Raw genomic sequence first — 16314 nt, 5'->3', positions numbered from 1 at the left:
ACCCCCATCTCAAATTTTTTCTAAGTGAATGCCTCATTCTCTTATTGACTGCTAGCTTAGTTGAAAAAAGCAATAGATACTTTTTAAGGACTTTGTTCCATTAATTGATCATATAAACTTTTAATATTTTCATCTTTAGGGTTAAGTTGACTAGCACGTTCAATCGCTTCTCTCGCCTTTGTCAAATCTCCCTTATTCGCATAAAGCACGGCCAAGTTATAGTGAGCTTCTGACAAGCTATTGTCAATTACTATTGTTTTTTCAAGGTCTGTCTCCGCCTCTTCTGATCGATCTAATTGTATATAAGCATACGACCGTTGAAAAAGCAGATTCGCCTCCAATTCTCCCTCTTTTGCCAGCCCCTCAGTGGCAACCTCTACAACTTCCTGATACTTTTCCTGCTGTAAAAGTTCCTCAATTTGCATTAAATAATATTCTTGGCTAGTTTCGTTATGCTGGATACCAAAAGCTACCAGCCCACTTAACAGTAAGAAATAGATTACCAATGCGCTAAGTTGGAGTGCAATCTTTTTCTTTTGTGGCAAATGGATAATGGCAGAAACAATAAACCCTGCAGCAAGTCCACCTAAATGTGCACTATAATCAACTTGAGGCACTAGGAATCCAAAAACAATATTAATAGCTAGAATGATTAAGACGCCACGCCCCATTGTTTGAAAAAAGATTTTCTTATATATCACTCCGAAAAACAATAAGGCGCCAAATAAACCAAATAATGCACCTGAAGCACCGGCAGAAATATTATAGGAAAAGGCAAAGCTTGCAAGTCCCCCTCCAATACCAGCTAGGAAGTAGATGAATAAAAATCTTGCTGATCCGTAAATTCTTTCTACGGTGGAACCTAGGTAATAAACAGCCAGCATATTCATCATTAAATGCAAAACCCCGATATGTAAAAACATCGAGCTTATTATTCTCCACCATTCTCCTTCAATAATTGCCGGGTTGTATTTTGCCCCAGATTCAATAAGATTGTGAATATCTTCACTGCCACCTCGTACTTCCAACCAAATAAATAAAATAATATTTATAGCTAACAACAAATACGTTAAGAATGGTTTACCATAAAAAAATAAATTATCTACTTCTTTTTTCTTTGCAAAAAGTGCGTCCTGTAATGCCTTTTTATAAATTAAAACAGCAGTTTCCTTCTCTTCATTGGAACCTCCCTCTAACGGTGGGTCCACTTCAAGGGAACGGAATAGTCGTGATTTTTCTTCTTTGCTGTTTCCATCAGTAGTAATATAATAGACATTCATTTTCGTGGCATTTTTCTCTTTTAATTGCATAGGATTTTTTAGAAATTCCCAGTCATCAACTGGTGGGTGTGATGAAAAATAAACATTATGTATTGTAACAAATTTTCCAGTGATGACTTTACTCAATGCTTTACATCGTTGAAATGTAATCGCGATATCATTGCGTAAATGATTTTTCCAGTCGAATCCCTTATGTATAAGTCTAATCACATTGGAGTTTCGTTTCACATTTTGCTCTAGCCAAATTTCTTCATCTTTATTATTTATATATAGTACCTCGAACTGGTGTTTCGTTACGAAGTGATGCGCCAGTTGATACATTGAAAATTGTTCATCTAAGTACATGGTCTCCCCTCCTGCCTTTCCATCATACCAAACTTTTACCCCGGTGCAACCGTCCGTAAGACTCCCACTTTAAAACATGAAGTGACAACGGGATGTTTAAGTGGGAGTACACGGACACTAACACCCCGATTCGTTCAACTAACAATCAGTGGGGGAAGAACAAAAACCCCCCTGATTGAAGTTTCACTTTATATACTTATCCTGATAAAGGTCTCTTCATGCTAGTGATTTCTTGTGGGTAAATTACAAAAAAGAAGCTGCCATGGCAGCTTCTTTTTTACATCTCATTCGATTGTTGTTTTCCAAACAAACCAGGTAATATTTTCGATCGAATAGTTGGCATATTCATGGATAAGGTAACAGCAAGACGTCGTAAAAAACTAATTGCCAGTAATGTATTAACGATTCTGTATCGCCATTTATACACAACACCTATAATACCTAATATTCCTAAAACAATTGTCGTAACTCGCATACACTTTTCACCTTCTCTTTCTTTAGATGGTGAACTTAGTTTGAGGTGGTTCATCATTATTTATACATCTAGCTTATTTGCTCTCTACCAAGATTTCTCTGCTGTTATGATATGTTGAACTGGAATATCAAATGACTCTGCTGGTACTTGATCAACAAGTTGCTCAGAATGCATGAGTGAAGCTGTTACATTTGGATAATCGGCAAGATAACGATCATAATATCCTCCACCAAAACCAATTCGATAACCCCGTTTGTCAAAAACGAGACCTGGGACTAATAATAGCTGAATTTCCATTTTAGCCACTGGTTGTGTCACAGTTGGATTTGGCTCAAGCAAATTATAGTAAACTACCTCTAATTGATTAAATGACTCTAACTTATAAAAGGTAAGCATCTTTTCCTTTGGCGAGCATTTTGGAACGCACACCGTTTTTCCAGCCTTCCAAGCTTCTTCAATAATTGGCTTGGTATCCCACTCCATTGCTTGGGAGACGGTTAACCCAATTGTAGTTGCTTGCTCCCAAATAGAACTGGAAACCAATTGATCCTTAAGTTTTTTTTCTGTTATGTATCTGTCTTCCTTACTAACCCCTTTTAAAAATTCTATCGAGCTTGCACGCAATTCTGCTTTTATCAAAACAATCAGCTCCCTAAAATATAAATAAAACCCCTGTCATCAATGACAGGAGTTTCGTTTAAAACTATTTAGTCTCGCGATGTAAAGTGTGTTTTTTAAGACGTGGACTATATTTCTTAAGCTCGATACGTTCAGGGTTCGTACGTTTGTTTTTTGTTGAAATATAGTTACGATCACCTGTTTCAGTACAAGCTAATGTAATGTTTACGCGCATAATTTTCCCTCCAAACTATAAGAAACTTGCTTATAGGCAGCTCAGCATTCATTTCAGACTTAATAATAATAGCAGAATTTCGCCAAACTATCAAGAAGTAACAAAAAAATTATTTTATCTCCCTATAATTCTCTTTCACGGGTTACTGCCACATCAATTCTTTATTTAGGTAAAACATATTTCTCATTATAATTATTCGTTTCAATTAAATTTATTATTTTAGAAAGCCTTTATGATAGATTATAAGTGGGTAATTATTTAGCTCAATCTATGATTCCACCAAGCATTGTTTATTCGGTTTTCGTTTTGAAAACTATATATTTACTATGGTCTAGTGCTTGTTTATATGATATAACTAGTAATGTAGAATAAAAGCGAAATGACTCAAATTAAGCATTTGCTGATAATAAGGAGGTTGAAAAATGTTATTCGCAGTCATTGCTATTCTTGTGGTTGCTATTGTGTTATTCGTTCTGTCTTTCTTTATGAATGACCGTTTGGAAGATTTGGAAAGCCAGCTCGAGCAATTTTCTATTTCAACAATGCAAGATACATATCAAATGAAGAAGAAGATTAAGATTTTGGAAGAAGAATTACTTACTGAAAACTACCCAGAAGACTTAACTAAAAGCAATTGATCCAAAAGGTAACAATCTGTATTTGAAAAGGAGAAACCAATGAAACAAAGTGTACGATCGTTTGCTATAGGGTTATTTACTGCAGGTATACTGCTACTTGGCGGGATATTCTTTTTTGGTACCGGTGGAGAGAAAGTAGAGGATTTAGCTGCAGAGGACCTAATCGACCTTGTTGAACAAAAAGGCTACTATGTCTTAAATAAAGAAGAATATATTGCTGCTTCGGTTGGAGATGAAAGTAAAACAGCTTCCGCTGAAACTGATTCTAAAGAAGAAAATTCCGAACAGGAATTTTCCAATAAAGAAGAGGACGCTTCGAAAGATCAGGAAGACGAAGCAACTGAGAAAGCCAAAGAAGAAAACTCTGATGAAAATGATAACGAAAAAGCAGAAAAGGAAGAAGAAAAGGAAAAAACTCCCTACACGTTAAAGATAAAAGAAGGAATGGCCTCTTCTGATATCAGCTCTGTATTAGAAAATAACGATATTATTGATGATGCAGGAGACTTTAATGAATACCTGATAGATAATGATTATCACTTGAAGGTACAAATTGGTGAATATGAACTTACCACTGGCATGAGCCATTATGAAGTAGCTGAGGCAATTACAAAATAAGTAGTATGGCAGATTTTAACTGCCATACTGCTTTTAATTTAAATTATAATTTTCACCTTTAACTAGGAACAAAATACTTTCCCCGATGTTCGTTATATGGTCCGCATAGCGCTCCAAATATCTAGCGCAAAATGAGACTTGCATAACATATTGAATTTTGTCAGGATTTGTAGCTGTTTCACCAAGCAATTCACTGATAATTAATTTGTACAATCGGTCCACTTTATCATCCATCGCAGATAGACTACTTGCAAGTGTTATATCTTCTTCTCTAAAGGCTTTTAAAGCCGTGTGAAGCATGTCTTTAGCAATTTCATGCATCTTCTTTAATCCTTCTGGTAATACAACCTCATTATATTCACCTAAATAGATCGTAGCATTGGCAATATTTTTTGCGTTATCTGCCATACGTTCCAAATCTGTTACAATCCTTAAAGCAATAATGAGCCTTCTCAAGTCTGTTGCTACCGGTTGTTGCTTGGCAATAAGTAAAATGGTTTTATCATTAATATCAATCTCCAGCTTGTCAATATTATAATCCTGTTCAATAATTGCCTTAGCTTGCTCTGTGTCTTTGTTAAATAATGCGTTAATTGCATTCACTAATGCTTCCTCGGCTGCATCTGCTAACCGGACGATATCATTATTTATTTCTTCCAGCTCATGGTGAAACTGTCCACGAGTCGCCATGGAATCCCCCCTATTCTCTCTAACATACTATAAGGGTAACAGGTAAGTATTAAGCTATTATTTACTCTTTGTAAAATTTTCGTAAACAAAAAAACAGCCCTCCTCCGCAGGAGAGCTGTTTTCTACTTAGTTCTCTTCTTCCTCACTATCATCTTGCATATCAAAATATGCATCAAGAATGCGTGAAGCCATATTATGCTGGATAGGATGTTGATCTTTAATTTTCCCTGTGTTTGGTGCAATAACAGCAAACGCTACTTCCGGGTCATCATATGGTGCATAGCCAACTAGTGAAAGGTTCTCTGTATCAACCAGATTACCATTCTCATCTATCGCAAAATTTTCTGCAGTCCCTGTTTTGGCTGCTGGCATGTAATCTTTATTTGCAAGTTCGCTGGCTGTCCCAACCGTAGCCACAAGTCGGAAGCCTTGTTGTACTCTTTTAATATAGGATTCATCCATTTCAATTTTATTTAGTACTTCCGTATTCGCATTGCGATATACTGAGCCTAATTGTTCGTCAGAAGTTCCAGGCTCCCGGATCTCTTTTAGAAAATGTGGACGTACACGGTAACCGTCGTTTGCTATAGTTGAGACATACTGCGCCAATTGCATTGCTGTGTAAGAATCATATTGTCCTATAGCATAGTCCATTAGTAAACCTGGATTATTATTTGAATCTCCGACAACGCCAACACTTTCATATGGATAGTCGATTCCCGTCTTTACCCCTAACCCAAACTGTCGGAAGTAGTTCCGCATCTGCTGCCATGCAGCTGAATCAAACGATGCCGTACTGCCGTCAGGAAAAGGATACCTATTCTCTCCACCCATTTTTAAAGCAATATAGAACATATAAACGTTGGAAGACTTCTGCAAAGCTCTAAGGTCATCAACAGGTCCCAATCGACTATACGAACCCTTTATTCTCCCCGCAATATTAATTGGTTTGTCATTGAAAGTCTGTCCAGGAGTTATGACACCTGATTGTAATCCCGCTAGTACCGTTGCTCCTTTTACTGTAGATCCAGGTAAATTTGCATTATACAAAGTCCGAAGCTCTGCATTCGAGTATTCCTTTGTCTTCTTATTATATGCTTGCCCACTAGCGGCCAAAATTTCTCCTGTTTTTGGGTTCATAACAACTGCGATGGCATCTTCCATAAATCTATTCGCATAAGGATGCTTACTCTTGGCAGCTTTTAGCTCCTCACGAACAATTTTGTCCACTTCTTTTTGGAACTCCATATCGACCGTGAGCACGAGATCTTTTCCTCGTTCCCCTTCTACAATCGTTTTAGAATCGATTACTCGTCCAGACTTGGTTGTCGTATATTGAATCTGTTCTTTTCTGCCACGAAGAGATTCTTCATAATATTCTTCCAGACCACTCTTGCCGACACGGTCATTTCTGCTATACCCTCTTGTCATGTAATAGGCTTCACTTTCAGCTGGAATACCCTGTTCTTGTGAAGTAATGGAACCGAGTAAGCCTTTGAAAGTGTCCTTGTATGGATATTCTCTGTCCCAATCAGTTGTTGCATTAACACCCGGTAGTTCACCAAGATGTTCTGCAACTTGAGCATATTCTTTTGCAGTAACATCTTCATTTTTAACAATTTGTGGTGTTAAAGAATAAGCTTTGTCTAACTCTTTTTTTATTGCTATGACTTCTAACTCTTGCTTCGAAAATTTATCTTGATCTATGTCTTCCTCTGGAATACGCTCTAAAACAAGCTTATAAAAATCAGAATTACTAAGCTCTTTTCGCTCTTCCGCAGTTACGCGATCTTCTGCTTTTTCTATGTCTTGTAAATATATATATTCCTGTATGTTTCTTTCCGTAATCCCGTCTAGATAATCTTCACTATCCATTGAAATGAATGTTGCAAGTTTTTTGGCGACCTTTAGCCTATCTTCAGCCTGTGTCCCCTTTGCTGGAGTATAGGTAATGGAATAAAGTGGTTTATTATCGACCACCACGTTGTGATTAGCGTCATAAATCTTCCCACGCGGTACTGGTATTTTTGTGGTGTCTTGAATCGTTCTGTCAATTTCCTCCTGAAATGCTTCCCCATTAAGTATTTGCACAACACCAAGCTGCATAATCAGTACGGAAAACATAAGAAACACAACAAAAAACAATATGTTAATCCGAAAGGGAAGTTGTGCTTTTTTCTTTCTTTTCTTATTACCCATTGCTTCTCCCCCATAATAAAAATAGTCATATATTTTTATTATAACACGTCTGATAGTATAATCTAAGTGGATTTATCGGTTTTTTTCATCTGTTATTTGATCTTTTATTAAGACCTCTTTCTTTTGCTTTGTTCCGAGGTAAATATTCTTAACAAAAAAGTAAATGATCAAGTGTCCGCTCCCAAGAATTATAAGCAAGACTGGTATCACTTGCTTTGCTGGGAACAGCATGACTGCTCCCAAGAAGAGGACAATAGAAGCAACTCTCCCTAAATTTACGAATAGTTCTCTTACAACAATGTACTCTACGCGCATCTCCTTGGCTTTCCAAGCCTTACCAATCACATCATACGTCATGGAGACGTATGGAACGTTAATAATCGGGTAAGCAATTCCAATAAAAACAGCATATATGATTAATTGGACGTAACCTAAATTAAACAGGATAATAAAGGTGGAGAAAAAGAGAATTAGTCCACCAAGTAAAATCGCTTTTTTGCGCAGTTTATTTTTAATAAACTTTGTTGCGATGAAATAAAACACAAAAGAAAGCCCTGATAAGACTAAGTTAAACATACCAAGTGAAAATTCACTTTGGGTTATCAAGAAAACCCATATAGAAATAATAAAGGCAAAAATACCCTCACGCAGTCCCTGAAAAGTGTGCGCATGTAAGATCCTTCGCCAATTCTTATTATGGTGGCGCTCCTGTAAGATTCTTCTAAAATGAAAGCTTCCTTCAGCTCTTCGCCTATTAAGAAAAAAGCTACAAGCGACCGCCAAAATAAACAGGATAAAGGAAATTGTAAAGATGGTCGTGTACCCAATGTTTGCTTCCATACGAGCAATAATTATCCCAGCCAACAACGGGCCAATCATACCACCAAAGGACTGAAGCACCCCTAGGAAGCCATTAAAAAAGTCACGTGTTTCAGGTTCCGTAATTTCGAATGTAAGTACATTAAAAGCAAGCCAGTAGAAGCCATAACCAATCCCTAGTAGGCTCCCTAATAAAAAATTGTACTTTGAAGCTTGTTCTCCAATAAGAAGAACACTTAGAAAAAATATGGACAGAAAGATTACTCCAAGCCGGAGGACGACCACCCTATCCACTTTTTTAGCTAATTTCCCCGCTAAAATAAATGTAGCGGGTTGAAATAGGTATATGGCCAGGTTGTAGATGGCAATCGTAATATAATCACCCGACTGCTTCCACAAATATATGTTTACAAAAGTATTGGACAAGAATATTCCCAGAGAATACAATCCGCCAATAACAAGCAAAAAAAGTAGATCTTTATTTATATCTAATTTCTCTTGGTAAAATTGTATAGCCTTCCGCATGAATCATACTCCTTCATGAATCCTTTCTTAGTTTGAACAGAAGTAATGGAGATATGCAGTATGCTTTTTACTAATCCATATAAAAAGAGCACAGGGCTCTAAGCCTTGCGCTCTTTGAATTAAAGACTATTTTTATTTTGCTTCATTGTAGTTTTTATTTACTTGATCCCAGTTAACTACATTCCAGAATGCAGATACATAATCAGGGCGTTTGTTTTGATATTTCAAGTAATAAGCATGCTCCCAAACATCAAGACCTAATAGAGGAGTTTTTCCATCCATTAGAGGTGTATCCTGATTTGGTGTGCTTGTTACTTCAAGCTCTCCATTGTTAAGAACTAGCCATGCCCAGCCGGATCCAAAGCGAGTTGTTGCAGCATTTTCAAATTCTTCCTTGAATTTATCAAAACTGCCAAACTTACTGTTTAGTTTGTCTGCAAGCTCACCTGATGGCTCGCCGCCACCATTTGGTGATAAGACGTTCCAGAATAAAGTATGGTTTGCATGTCCGCCACCATTATTGCGAACGGCAGTGCGTGCGCTTTCTGGTACCGCATCTAAATTGCTTAAAAGGTCTTCTAATGATTTATTTTGAAGATCTGCATGCCCTTCTAATGCTCCGTTAAGCTTCGTAACATAAGTGTTATGATGCTTCGTGTGGTGAATGTTCATTGTCTCTTTGTCGATAGTTGGTTCTAACGCGTCGTATGCGTATGGTAGTTCTGGTAATTCAAATTTTGCCATAATTAATGTTCCTCCTCTAATAAATATGTTTATTAAAAGGAATGTATCCACCCTTTATGGAAAGAGTATCAAAGCACGCATACAGTTGCAACTAATATGCATGCGTATCAAATATAGCCTTCCAAAAAAAATCCCCTAGTTCTACTCAAAATTTACGTAGCTTCTATGTAGAAAACTTTTGAAAACACAAAAAAACAGGCCTTCGCCTGTACATCATTTTAAAATGGTGGCTCGGGACGGAATCGAACCGCCGACACAGGGATTTTCAGTCCCTTGCTCTACCGACTGAGCTACCGAGCCATTATGAAAAATATTATTAAATTGTTTTTGTTTAAGTATGTATGGAGGAGGTAGAGGGATTCGAACCCCCGCGCGGTTTGACCCGCCTGTCGGTTTTCAAGACCGATCCCTTCAGCCAGACTTGGGTATACCTCCGAGTTTTTATGGTGGACCCTGCAGGACTCGAACCTGCGACCGATCGGTTATGAGCCGATAGCTCTAACCAACTGAGCTAAGGGTCCTTTGCTTTTATATTTATGGGGCGACCGGTGGGGATTGAACCCACGAATGCCGGAGCCACAATCCGGTGCGTTAACCACTTCGCCACGACCGCCATAAAATTATGAAATTGGTGGCGGCGGAGGGGATCGAACCCCCGACCTCACGGGTATGAACCGTACGCTCTCGCCAGCTGAGCTACACCGCCATGTTTATCTTGTTAGTAGTGACTGGTAGGATACATTGTAACCTGATTACCGTGTCTTTTTTGTTACGCATTGTTTCGGCGACAAGATATAATTTACCACGTTCGACAAAAACTGTCAATCATTTTTTTAAAAAGATTTTTTTCTTTTTACAATCTATGTAGTTTGTCCTCGGAAACGACAATATATAATATATCACTTTCCTAACTCGATTTCAATAATAAAATTATTTTTATTTTATTTTGAACATTAAACAATTTTTAATACCATCTAAAATAGAAAAGAAGAGCCTTAACAGACCCTTCTTTTCATCCTTACTCTTCTCCTAACACTTCTTCCGCAATATTAACGGCATGATCCCCTATTCGTTCGAGATTGCTGATAATATCTACGAAAACGATCCCTGCAGAACCACTGCATAACCCTTCGTTCATTCGAATGATATGTTTTTTCCTAAACTTCCGCTCCATCTTATCAATTTCATCTTCTTTTTGTACAACTGCCAGAGCTTCTTCACGATCTGTTTTTTCAAGTGAACGAATAGCCTGCTTCACTGTAGCAATTGTCAGCTCAAACATTTCGTTAAGATCTTCATTCGCTTTATCAGTAAGATGTACTTTATTTGAAATCTTATAGTCAATAAGCTCGATAATGTTTTCAAAATGGTCCCCAATCCGTTCAATATCGCGTACAGAGTCCATGAGGGCAGTATGCTTGCTACTCTCTAGCTCTGTTAGAGAGCCTGCAGAAATACTTACTAAATACTCGGTAATCTTGCGGTCGAGGTTATTTAGAGCACCCTCTACCTGCATAGCCATATCTGAATGCTTTTGGGAATGGTTGTTTAAATAGAGATTTGTCTCTTCCAATCCTTGATACGCATATTCCCCCATCCGGATAACTTCGGCTTTTGCTTGGTCCAAAGCCAGTGTAGAAGATTGCTGAATAAAAATAGGGTCTAGATGCTTTGGTTTATATTCAACTATCGTATCTTCTCCAGGAATTATTTTTGTTACAAGCCATGCTAATGCACCGATAAATGGAAATTGGATAATCGTATTTGTTACGTTAAAAGTACCATGGGCGAATGCTATTGTCATTTCAGCATTCAAGTCAAATTGTCCTTGCAGGTAAGTAATTACCTGGGTGAAAACTCCAAGAAAAACAATAAATATAGTTGCACCGACCAGATTAAAAATAACATGCGTGTAGGCAGCACGCTTTGCTGCTACCGATGCACCGATAGACGCAAGAACTGCGGTTATCGTTGTACCAAGGTTGTCCCCAAAAAGTACAGGTATAGCGGCTTTAAGTTCAATGGCACCTTCTGAAAATAGACCTTGCAGAATTCCAATAGTGGCACTTGAACTTTGCACAATTAAGGTAAATACTGTTCCAATCACCACTCCTAGTATTGGACTATCACTCATATTTAAAGTCAACTGTTGAAAGGATTCCAGTTCTCTTAATGGTGACATACCACTGCTCATTAGCTCCAAGCCAAAGAATAAGGCACCAAAACCAAATATAGTTTGTCCAATGGCGTTAACCAGTGTGTTTTTAAAGAAAAACAGTAAGAAACAGCCCACTGCAATAATTGGCAGCGCATATTCCCCAAGGTCAATCCCAATAATAAACGCGGTTACGGTTGTCCCGATGTTCGCTCCCATTATTACACCAATTGCTTGTCTGAATGTCATAAAACCTGCATTTACTAGACCAACCGTCAAAACGGTTGTACCTGAACTACTTTGAATCAGGATAGTTACAATAATTCCAGCTAAAACTCCCATAAAAGGATTGCTTGTAAATTTATCAAGAATGTTTCTTAACCGATCTCCTGCCGATTTTTGAAGTCCTTCTCCCATGTATTTTATACCAAGAAGAAAGATCCCTAATCCTCCGATAAATTCAAATAACAGTGTTTGCAGATCTAATTCCAATCCCTTTTACCACCCTTCATTCATGTAGAAATTTGTCGCACACTTAGACTATTATTAATAAATATAAATACTTTGTAAAGGTTTTGCGTACAAATTTAACATTAAATTTACAAACCGTTTATCGCTTCCCTTTTATTTAGTTCCCTACTCCTGTTGTTAAAATGCAATCAATGGGCAAATAAAAAATCTTTTACAAACCGATTGGTTCATAAAAGATTCTAATATTAACTATTATTGTTTTTCAACTAAAATTTTTGTTCCATCAACCATCGCTACTCGTATTGAAGTTCCTTTTGTTATCCATTGCCCATTTGACACCGCACTATAGTCCTTATTGTTAACCCTAATTGTCCCTACAGGCCTTAAATCAGTCAGTGTTACGCCTTCCTGATCAACAAGTGTGGCATAAGTTTCATTTATTGAATTATAGCCTGCTTCCGTTGAAAGCTGATCCTTTAGTGTTAACTTATTCCACATATCCCTTCGTTTAAATACTTTCAAAAATAGAAATGACGCACCGGTCCCTAGCAACACGCCTAATACAGCATAAAGACCGGCTGTCAAATTAGGTGCTGGTAAAGCCACTGCTGTTAGCATAGCTGCAAGTCCAATGGTGGCAAGCGTACCATCGTTCAGGAGTTTACCATCAATGATGATAAGTAATAATCCTATAAAGTAGATAATAAGCATAAGAATAACAGAACCTGTCTCAACATAAGCACCAAAATATACTGTAATAAATCCAATTCCCAATAGAGCAAAAAAACCACGCATATTAACGAGTACCTCACCAATTAGAAACAAAGTACCAAAACCAGTAATAACAAGTGCAATCCATTCTAAATTTAATATATCCAAGAGAAATCCTCCTCCCTACATCTAATGATACGTTTAACACAATGGTTTAGTTTCAATAAAAGGGGGCAAAATGTATGTCATTTTTAAAAAGATGCACACTTTTTCTAATATGTGTATTCCTCATTGCAGCTGTCTATACAGATTTAACAAAAGGAAGTTTACCTATGACTCCAGAAAATAACGAGTCTAATACAACAAATTATACCGCGAAACAATTAAAAGTACAGCAGGGTGAAACAGTTCTTTCTATAATTGAGAAAATTAACCCTACTTTAACCGAAATAAGTGTCGATAATTTTGTAACTGATTTTCAAGTACTTAATGCGGATGCTGATCCATTTCACCTACAAGTAGACCGTTACTATTATTTTCCTGTTTATGAATGAGTACAAAACATATATAGATATTAATACAGTGTATCCGCAAAGATTCTATGACAAGAAAAAAAGGGCTGATACCCTCAGCCCTTTTTACCATACAGTTATTTAAATAAATGGCAGTATAAATAACGTAATGGCGATTGAAATAGTTCCTGCAGCTATTGCTATATTGCCCAACGTGTCTGCACCTTTGCTCCTTGAGACAAAACCGAAAATAATACCCGCAGCCCCCATAATAACAGGCCATACAAAAAATGAAATAACTGAGAGCGCAATTGCAATCCATCCATATGTGTAATTCACATCAGATTCCGTCTCAGAGGTTGTATTAGCATCTTCAATTAAAGAGGCATTATAGTCATCTGCGGTTAATTCAGCAGCGTACTCTTCGTCTCTGGTGCTATCTGGTTCTACTCCAACATAATCTTCATTCTTACGGTTTTCACCATGATTTGGCGCTTGCTCAACTTGGTTCTTATCTTGATAAGATTTGAACTCATCCATATTAAAGGAAACCTCCTTTATTTACTTGAGGTGCAGTCTTAGTCTATGGATATTTAACTGAATTACCTATGGTATTTTTTGGAGTGCATTTCTTTTTGTTAACGATTTCTGCAATCAGAGCATAAGCTATGAAGTGAAATAAAAACTAAAGGAGGAACAATATGTCTTTTTTCATTAAGCAAATGATAACTTCTAAATTAAAGCAACTCTCACCCGAAGAATTATTAAAATACGCAAAGCAATATGGTTTCACGATCACAAGAGAACAAGCTAATTCTATAGCTCAGTACTTAAAATCACATAACGTAGACCCCTTTACGGAGAAAGGTCGCAATACAATGGTCCAAGAATTAGCTGAGAGAACGGATGTTTCCACAGCCCAAAAGGCACACAAGCTTTTTACTGAGCTTATTACTTCATATGGCCTTGAACATTTATTCGAATAAAAAAAGGCAGGAAGCTGCTATAAGCGTTCCTGCCAATCATGTTAGTTTCCCATTATTTCTTCTTTTAGATTATCATTAAATTCGCCGGACTTGATCATATCAATTTCATGTTTATATGGCGCTTTTTTATCTTTTTTATCTTCACCAACAAAAGGGGTTTCTAAAATCTTTGGTAATTCTTCTAATTGCGGATGGTGTATGACTTTATGTAAAGCCGTAAACCCAATATGGCCAAAGCCGATGTTCTCATGCCTGTCTTTATGTGCCCCTCTTTCGTTTTTACTATCATTTACATGGACAACTTTAATGCGATCGACTCCGATAATTTTATCAAATTCATTTAATACACTATCAAAATCATTTACAATGTCATATCCTGCATCGTGGATATGGCAAGTGTCCATACATACAGAGAGCTTTTCATTATGGGTGACACCATCAATTATTTTGGCGATTTCATCAAAGGTTCGTCCAATCTCAGACCCTTTGCCAGCCATCGTTTCCAATGCAATTTGTACATCTTTTTCTTTTTCTAATACTTCATTTAAACCTTCGACTATTTTCTTGATTGCCTCTTCAGGCCCTGCACCTACGTGGGCGCCGGGATGCAATACAATTTGTTTTGCACCGAGTGCTGCTGTCCTATCAATTTCGCTACGCAGAAAGTTAACACCTAAATCAAAGGTTTGTGGCTTTGTTGTGTTACCAATATTTATAATATATGGAGCATGTACTACAAGGTCTTGTATTCCATGTTGCTTCATATGTTCGAGCCCTTCTGAAATATTTAATTCTTCGATGGGCTTTCTTCTTGTATTCTGTGGGGCTCCTGTATATATCATAAACGTGTTTTCCCCATATGAAACTGCTTGCTCACTTGATCCTAATAACATTTTCTTCCCGTTCATTGAAACATGTGATCCTATCTTCAACAACTTAAGCACCTCTCCACGTTATTTTATTTTTTAAATTTATTTTTACGTGTCATCTCTCTTTTTATCTTGGTCTGTTGATATTTCATTTTCTTTTTATACCCTGGCTTTACTTTTTTAGCCTTTTTAACACGTTTCCAGGCTTCTTGTTCCACATCTGTTGTTGTATTCGTTCGAAGTTTACGTTGATTCCAAGGTTTTGCTTCCGTCCACTCCCCTTTACGGAGATCTGTATAAGTGAAAGTAAGCCCTTTTTGTTCTAGCTTTTGAATGAGCTTTATATCATCATCCTGGTAAATACTAATCGCCGTGCCTTCCATACCGGCTCTAGCAGTTCGTCCAACTCGATGAATATAAAAATCTTCTTCTTTTGGAAGCTGAGCATTTATCACATGACTGACACCCTTTATATCAATTCCTCGTGATGCTAAATCTGTTGCAACGATGTATTGATAGCGGAGACTTTGGATCTCTTTAAGCACCCTTTTTCGTTCTCTGGGTGCTAATCCACCATGAATAAGACCAACTTTTAACCCTTTTTGTTGTAGAGAATCTGCCAACTGGTTCGCTTTTTCTTTTCCATTTGTAAAGATAATGGCTAGATAGGGTTGGATCGTTTTGGAAATTTCAAAAAGAAGTTGTGCTTCATCACGGTGTTTTAGGGCAATTAGTTGATGCTCCATCGTTTCGGGCGAAAAATGATCTTTTATTTTTATATATAACGGATTCTCTAAATATTTTCTAAAGAAATGCTGTAGGCGCTGGGGAATAGTCGCTGAAAATACTAAAAGTTGAATATCTTTTGCTGACCGAACCAATAATTGGTCGACATCCGTAATAAATCCCATATCTAACATTAAATCTGCTTCATCTACGACAAAAGATTTTGCAGAATAAATGGATACTGCTTCATCTTTCACTAAATCAAGAATTCTACCAGGCGTTCCAACAATAATATGCGGTGGCTGTTTTAATTTTTCTGCCATTTTCTGTTTATCTGTTCCGCCAATTAGTAATTTCGCAACCCATTGCTTTTCCCTATCAGCATAATGGATAATACGTTTCACTTCATCATAAAGCTGTGTTGCCAACTCTCTAGTGGGAGCAGTAATGACAAATTGTACTTCTTTCTTGTTCGTGTCAATCTGATTAAACATGGGCAGTAGAAAAGCATGGGTCTTACCAGAACCAGTACGTGACTGTCCAATAACACTGGTCCCTTTTAAAATTGATGGTATAGCCTTTTTCTGTATTTCTGTCGGTTCCTTGAAACCCAATCGCTCTATAACATTCTGCATGATTGGGTGAAAAGAGAATTCACTAAAGTTGTTTTGTTCCATTCAAATAGAACTCCTTTATAC

At 37.3% G+C, this 16314-nt stretch carries 17 protein-coding genes and 5 tRNA genes; 4 read left to right on the top strand and 18 right to left on the bottom strand.

The window, feature by feature from the left end; all coding sequences use genetic code 11:
• Positions 1–83 precede the first annotated feature (83 nt).
• The 4 genes from AC6CHS_RS01960 to rpmG all read right to left on the bottom strand — a co-directional run bounded on the left by AC6CHS_RS01960 (position 84) and on the right by rpmG (position 2953).
• Positions 84–1625: a rhomboid family intramembrane serine protease gene (locus AC6CHS_RS01960; protein ID WP_498233761.1), complete on the bottom strand. Its 1542-nt coding sequence runs from the start codon at positions 1623–1625 to the stop codon at positions 84–86.
• A 277-nt stretch (positions 1626–1902) separates the two neighbouring features.
• Positions 1903–2100 carry a protein YqgO gene (gene yqgO, locus AC6CHS_RS01955; RefSeq protein WP_498233760.1) on the bottom strand — a complete coding sequence of 66 codons (198 nt, stop codon included), beginning with the start codon at positions 2098–2100 and terminating at the stop codon, positions 1903–1905.
• An 84-nt stretch (positions 2101–2184) separates the two neighbouring features.
• Complete coding sequence (locus AC6CHS_RS01950; protein WP_498233759.1) at positions 2185–2739, bottom strand: 5-formyltetrahydrofolate cyclo-ligase; 555 nt, start codon at positions 2737–2739, stop codon at positions 2185–2187.
• Positions 2740–2803: 64 nt separating this feature from the next.
• On the bottom strand, positions 2804–2953 hold the full coding sequence (rpmG, locus tag AC6CHS_RS01945) for a 50S ribosomal protein L33 (protein WP_011066322.1): 150 nt from the start codon (positions 2951–2953) through the stop codon (positions 2804–2806).
• A 422-nt stretch (positions 2954–3375) separates the two neighbouring features.
• Between rpmG and AC6CHS_RS01940 the strand changes: the two genes are divergently transcribed.
• Both AC6CHS_RS01940 and AC6CHS_RS01935 read left to right on the top strand, forming a co-directional pair.
• Positions 3376–3591 (top strand): hypothetical protein, encoded by a 216-nt coding sequence (locus tag AC6CHS_RS01940; protein WP_036572581.1) that lies wholly within the window; start codon positions 3376–3378, stop codon positions 3589–3591.
• A 39-nt stretch (positions 3592–3630) separates the two neighbouring features.
• Positions 3631–4209, top strand: a complete 579-nt coding sequence (locus AC6CHS_RS01935; RefSeq protein WP_498233758.1) for a hypothetical protein — start codon at positions 3631–3633, stop codon at positions 4207–4209.
• Between the two features lie 33 nt (positions 4210–4242).
• Here AC6CHS_RS01935 and phoU read toward each other — a convergent pair whose 3' ends face one another.
• From phoU to AC6CHS_RS01880, 11 genes are all read right to left on the bottom strand, one after another.
• On the bottom strand, positions 4243–4899 hold the full coding sequence (phoU, locus tag AC6CHS_RS01930) for a phosphate signaling complex protein PhoU (protein ID WP_498233757.1): 657 nt from the start codon (positions 4897–4899) through the stop codon (positions 4243–4245).
• A gap of 126 nt (positions 4900–5025) precedes the next feature.
• Positions 5026–7098 carry a peptidoglycan D,D-transpeptidase FtsI family protein gene (locus AC6CHS_RS01925; RefSeq protein WP_498233756.1) on the bottom strand — a complete coding sequence of 691 codons (2073 nt, stop codon included), beginning with the start codon at positions 7096–7098 and terminating at the stop codon, positions 5026–5028.
• A 72-nt stretch (positions 7099–7170) separates the two neighbouring features.
• Entirely contained in the window at positions 7171–8442 is a 1272-nt protein-coding gene (locus AC6CHS_RS01920; RefSeq protein ID WP_443149016.1) for an MFS transporter, read from the bottom strand.
• A 132-nt stretch (positions 8443–8574) separates the two neighbouring features.
• Entirely contained in the window at positions 8575–9186 is a 612-nt protein-coding gene (locus tag AC6CHS_RS01915) for a superoxide dismutase (RefSeq protein WP_036572569.1), read from the bottom strand.
• A gap of 224 nt (positions 9187–9410) precedes the next feature.
• Positions 9411–9486 (bottom strand) — tRNA-Phe (locus AC6CHS_RS01910).
• Between the two features lie 42 nt (positions 9487–9528).
• A tRNA-Ser gene (locus AC6CHS_RS01905) sits at positions 9529–9621 on the bottom strand.
• 9 nt (positions 9622–9630) lie between these two features.
• Positions 9631–9707, bottom strand: a tRNA-Ile gene (locus tag AC6CHS_RS01900).
• 16 nt (positions 9708–9723) lie between these two features.
• Positions 9724–9799: transfer RNA gene (locus AC6CHS_RS01895), tRNA-His, on the bottom strand.
• 16 nt (positions 9800–9815) lie between these two features.
• Positions 9816–9892: transfer RNA gene (locus AC6CHS_RS01890), tRNA-Met, on the bottom strand.
• 312 nt (positions 9893–10204) lie between these two features.
• Positions 10205–11833: a Na/Pi cotransporter family protein gene (locus tag AC6CHS_RS01885; protein ID WP_498233755.1), complete on the bottom strand. Its 1629-nt coding sequence runs from the start codon at positions 11831–11833 to the stop codon at positions 10205–10207.
• Between the two features lie 231 nt (positions 11834–12064).
• A complete protein-coding gene (locus AC6CHS_RS01880; RefSeq protein ID WP_036572564.1) occupies positions 12065–12691 on the bottom strand; it encodes an NfeD family protein in 627 nt (208 codons plus the stop codon).
• 74 nt (positions 12692–12765) lie between these two features.
• Here AC6CHS_RS01880 and yqfZ point away from each other — a divergent pair, with 74 nt between their 5' ends.
• Positions 12766–13077 carry a protein YqfZ gene (gene yqfZ / locus AC6CHS_RS01875; protein WP_498233754.1) on the top strand — a complete coding sequence of 104 codons (312 nt, stop codon included), beginning with the start codon at positions 12766–12768 and terminating at the stop codon, positions 13075–13077.
• 99 nt (positions 13078–13176) lie between these two features.
• On the opposite strand, the gene AC6CHS_RS01870 is transcribed toward yqfZ, so the two are convergent.
• A complete protein-coding gene (locus AC6CHS_RS01870; protein ID WP_498233753.1) occupies positions 13177–13575 on the bottom strand; it encodes a hypothetical protein in 399 nt (132 codons plus the stop codon).
• Positions 13576–13736: 161 nt separating this feature from the next.
• Here AC6CHS_RS01870 and AC6CHS_RS01865 point away from each other — a divergent pair, with 161 nt between their 5' ends.
• A complete protein-coding gene (locus AC6CHS_RS01865; protein ID WP_498233752.1) occupies positions 13737–14021 on the top strand; it encodes a DUF2624 domain-containing protein in 285 nt (94 codons plus the stop codon).
• Between the two features lie 41 nt (positions 14022–14062).
• On the opposite strand, the gene AC6CHS_RS01860 is transcribed toward AC6CHS_RS01865, so the two are convergent.
• The gene (locus tag AC6CHS_RS01860) at positions 14063–14956 is read right to left on the bottom strand and encodes a deoxyribonuclease IV (RefSeq protein ID WP_498233751.1); all 894 of its coding nucleotides are present in this window, start codon (positions 14954–14956) and stop codon (positions 14063–14065) included.
• 23 nt (positions 14957–14979) lie between these two features.
• Positions 14980–16293: a DEAD/DEAH box helicase gene (locus tag AC6CHS_RS01855; RefSeq protein WP_498233750.1), complete on the bottom strand. Its 1314-nt coding sequence runs from the start codon at positions 16291–16293 to the stop codon at positions 14980–14982.
• Positions 16294–16314: the final 21 nt, after the last annotated feature.

Source organism: Oceanobacillus sp. GQ8 (assembly GCF_059758495.1).
The sequence above is the reverse complement of the archived record's forward strand: the minus strand, read 5'-3'. Positions and strand labels throughout refer to the sequence as shown.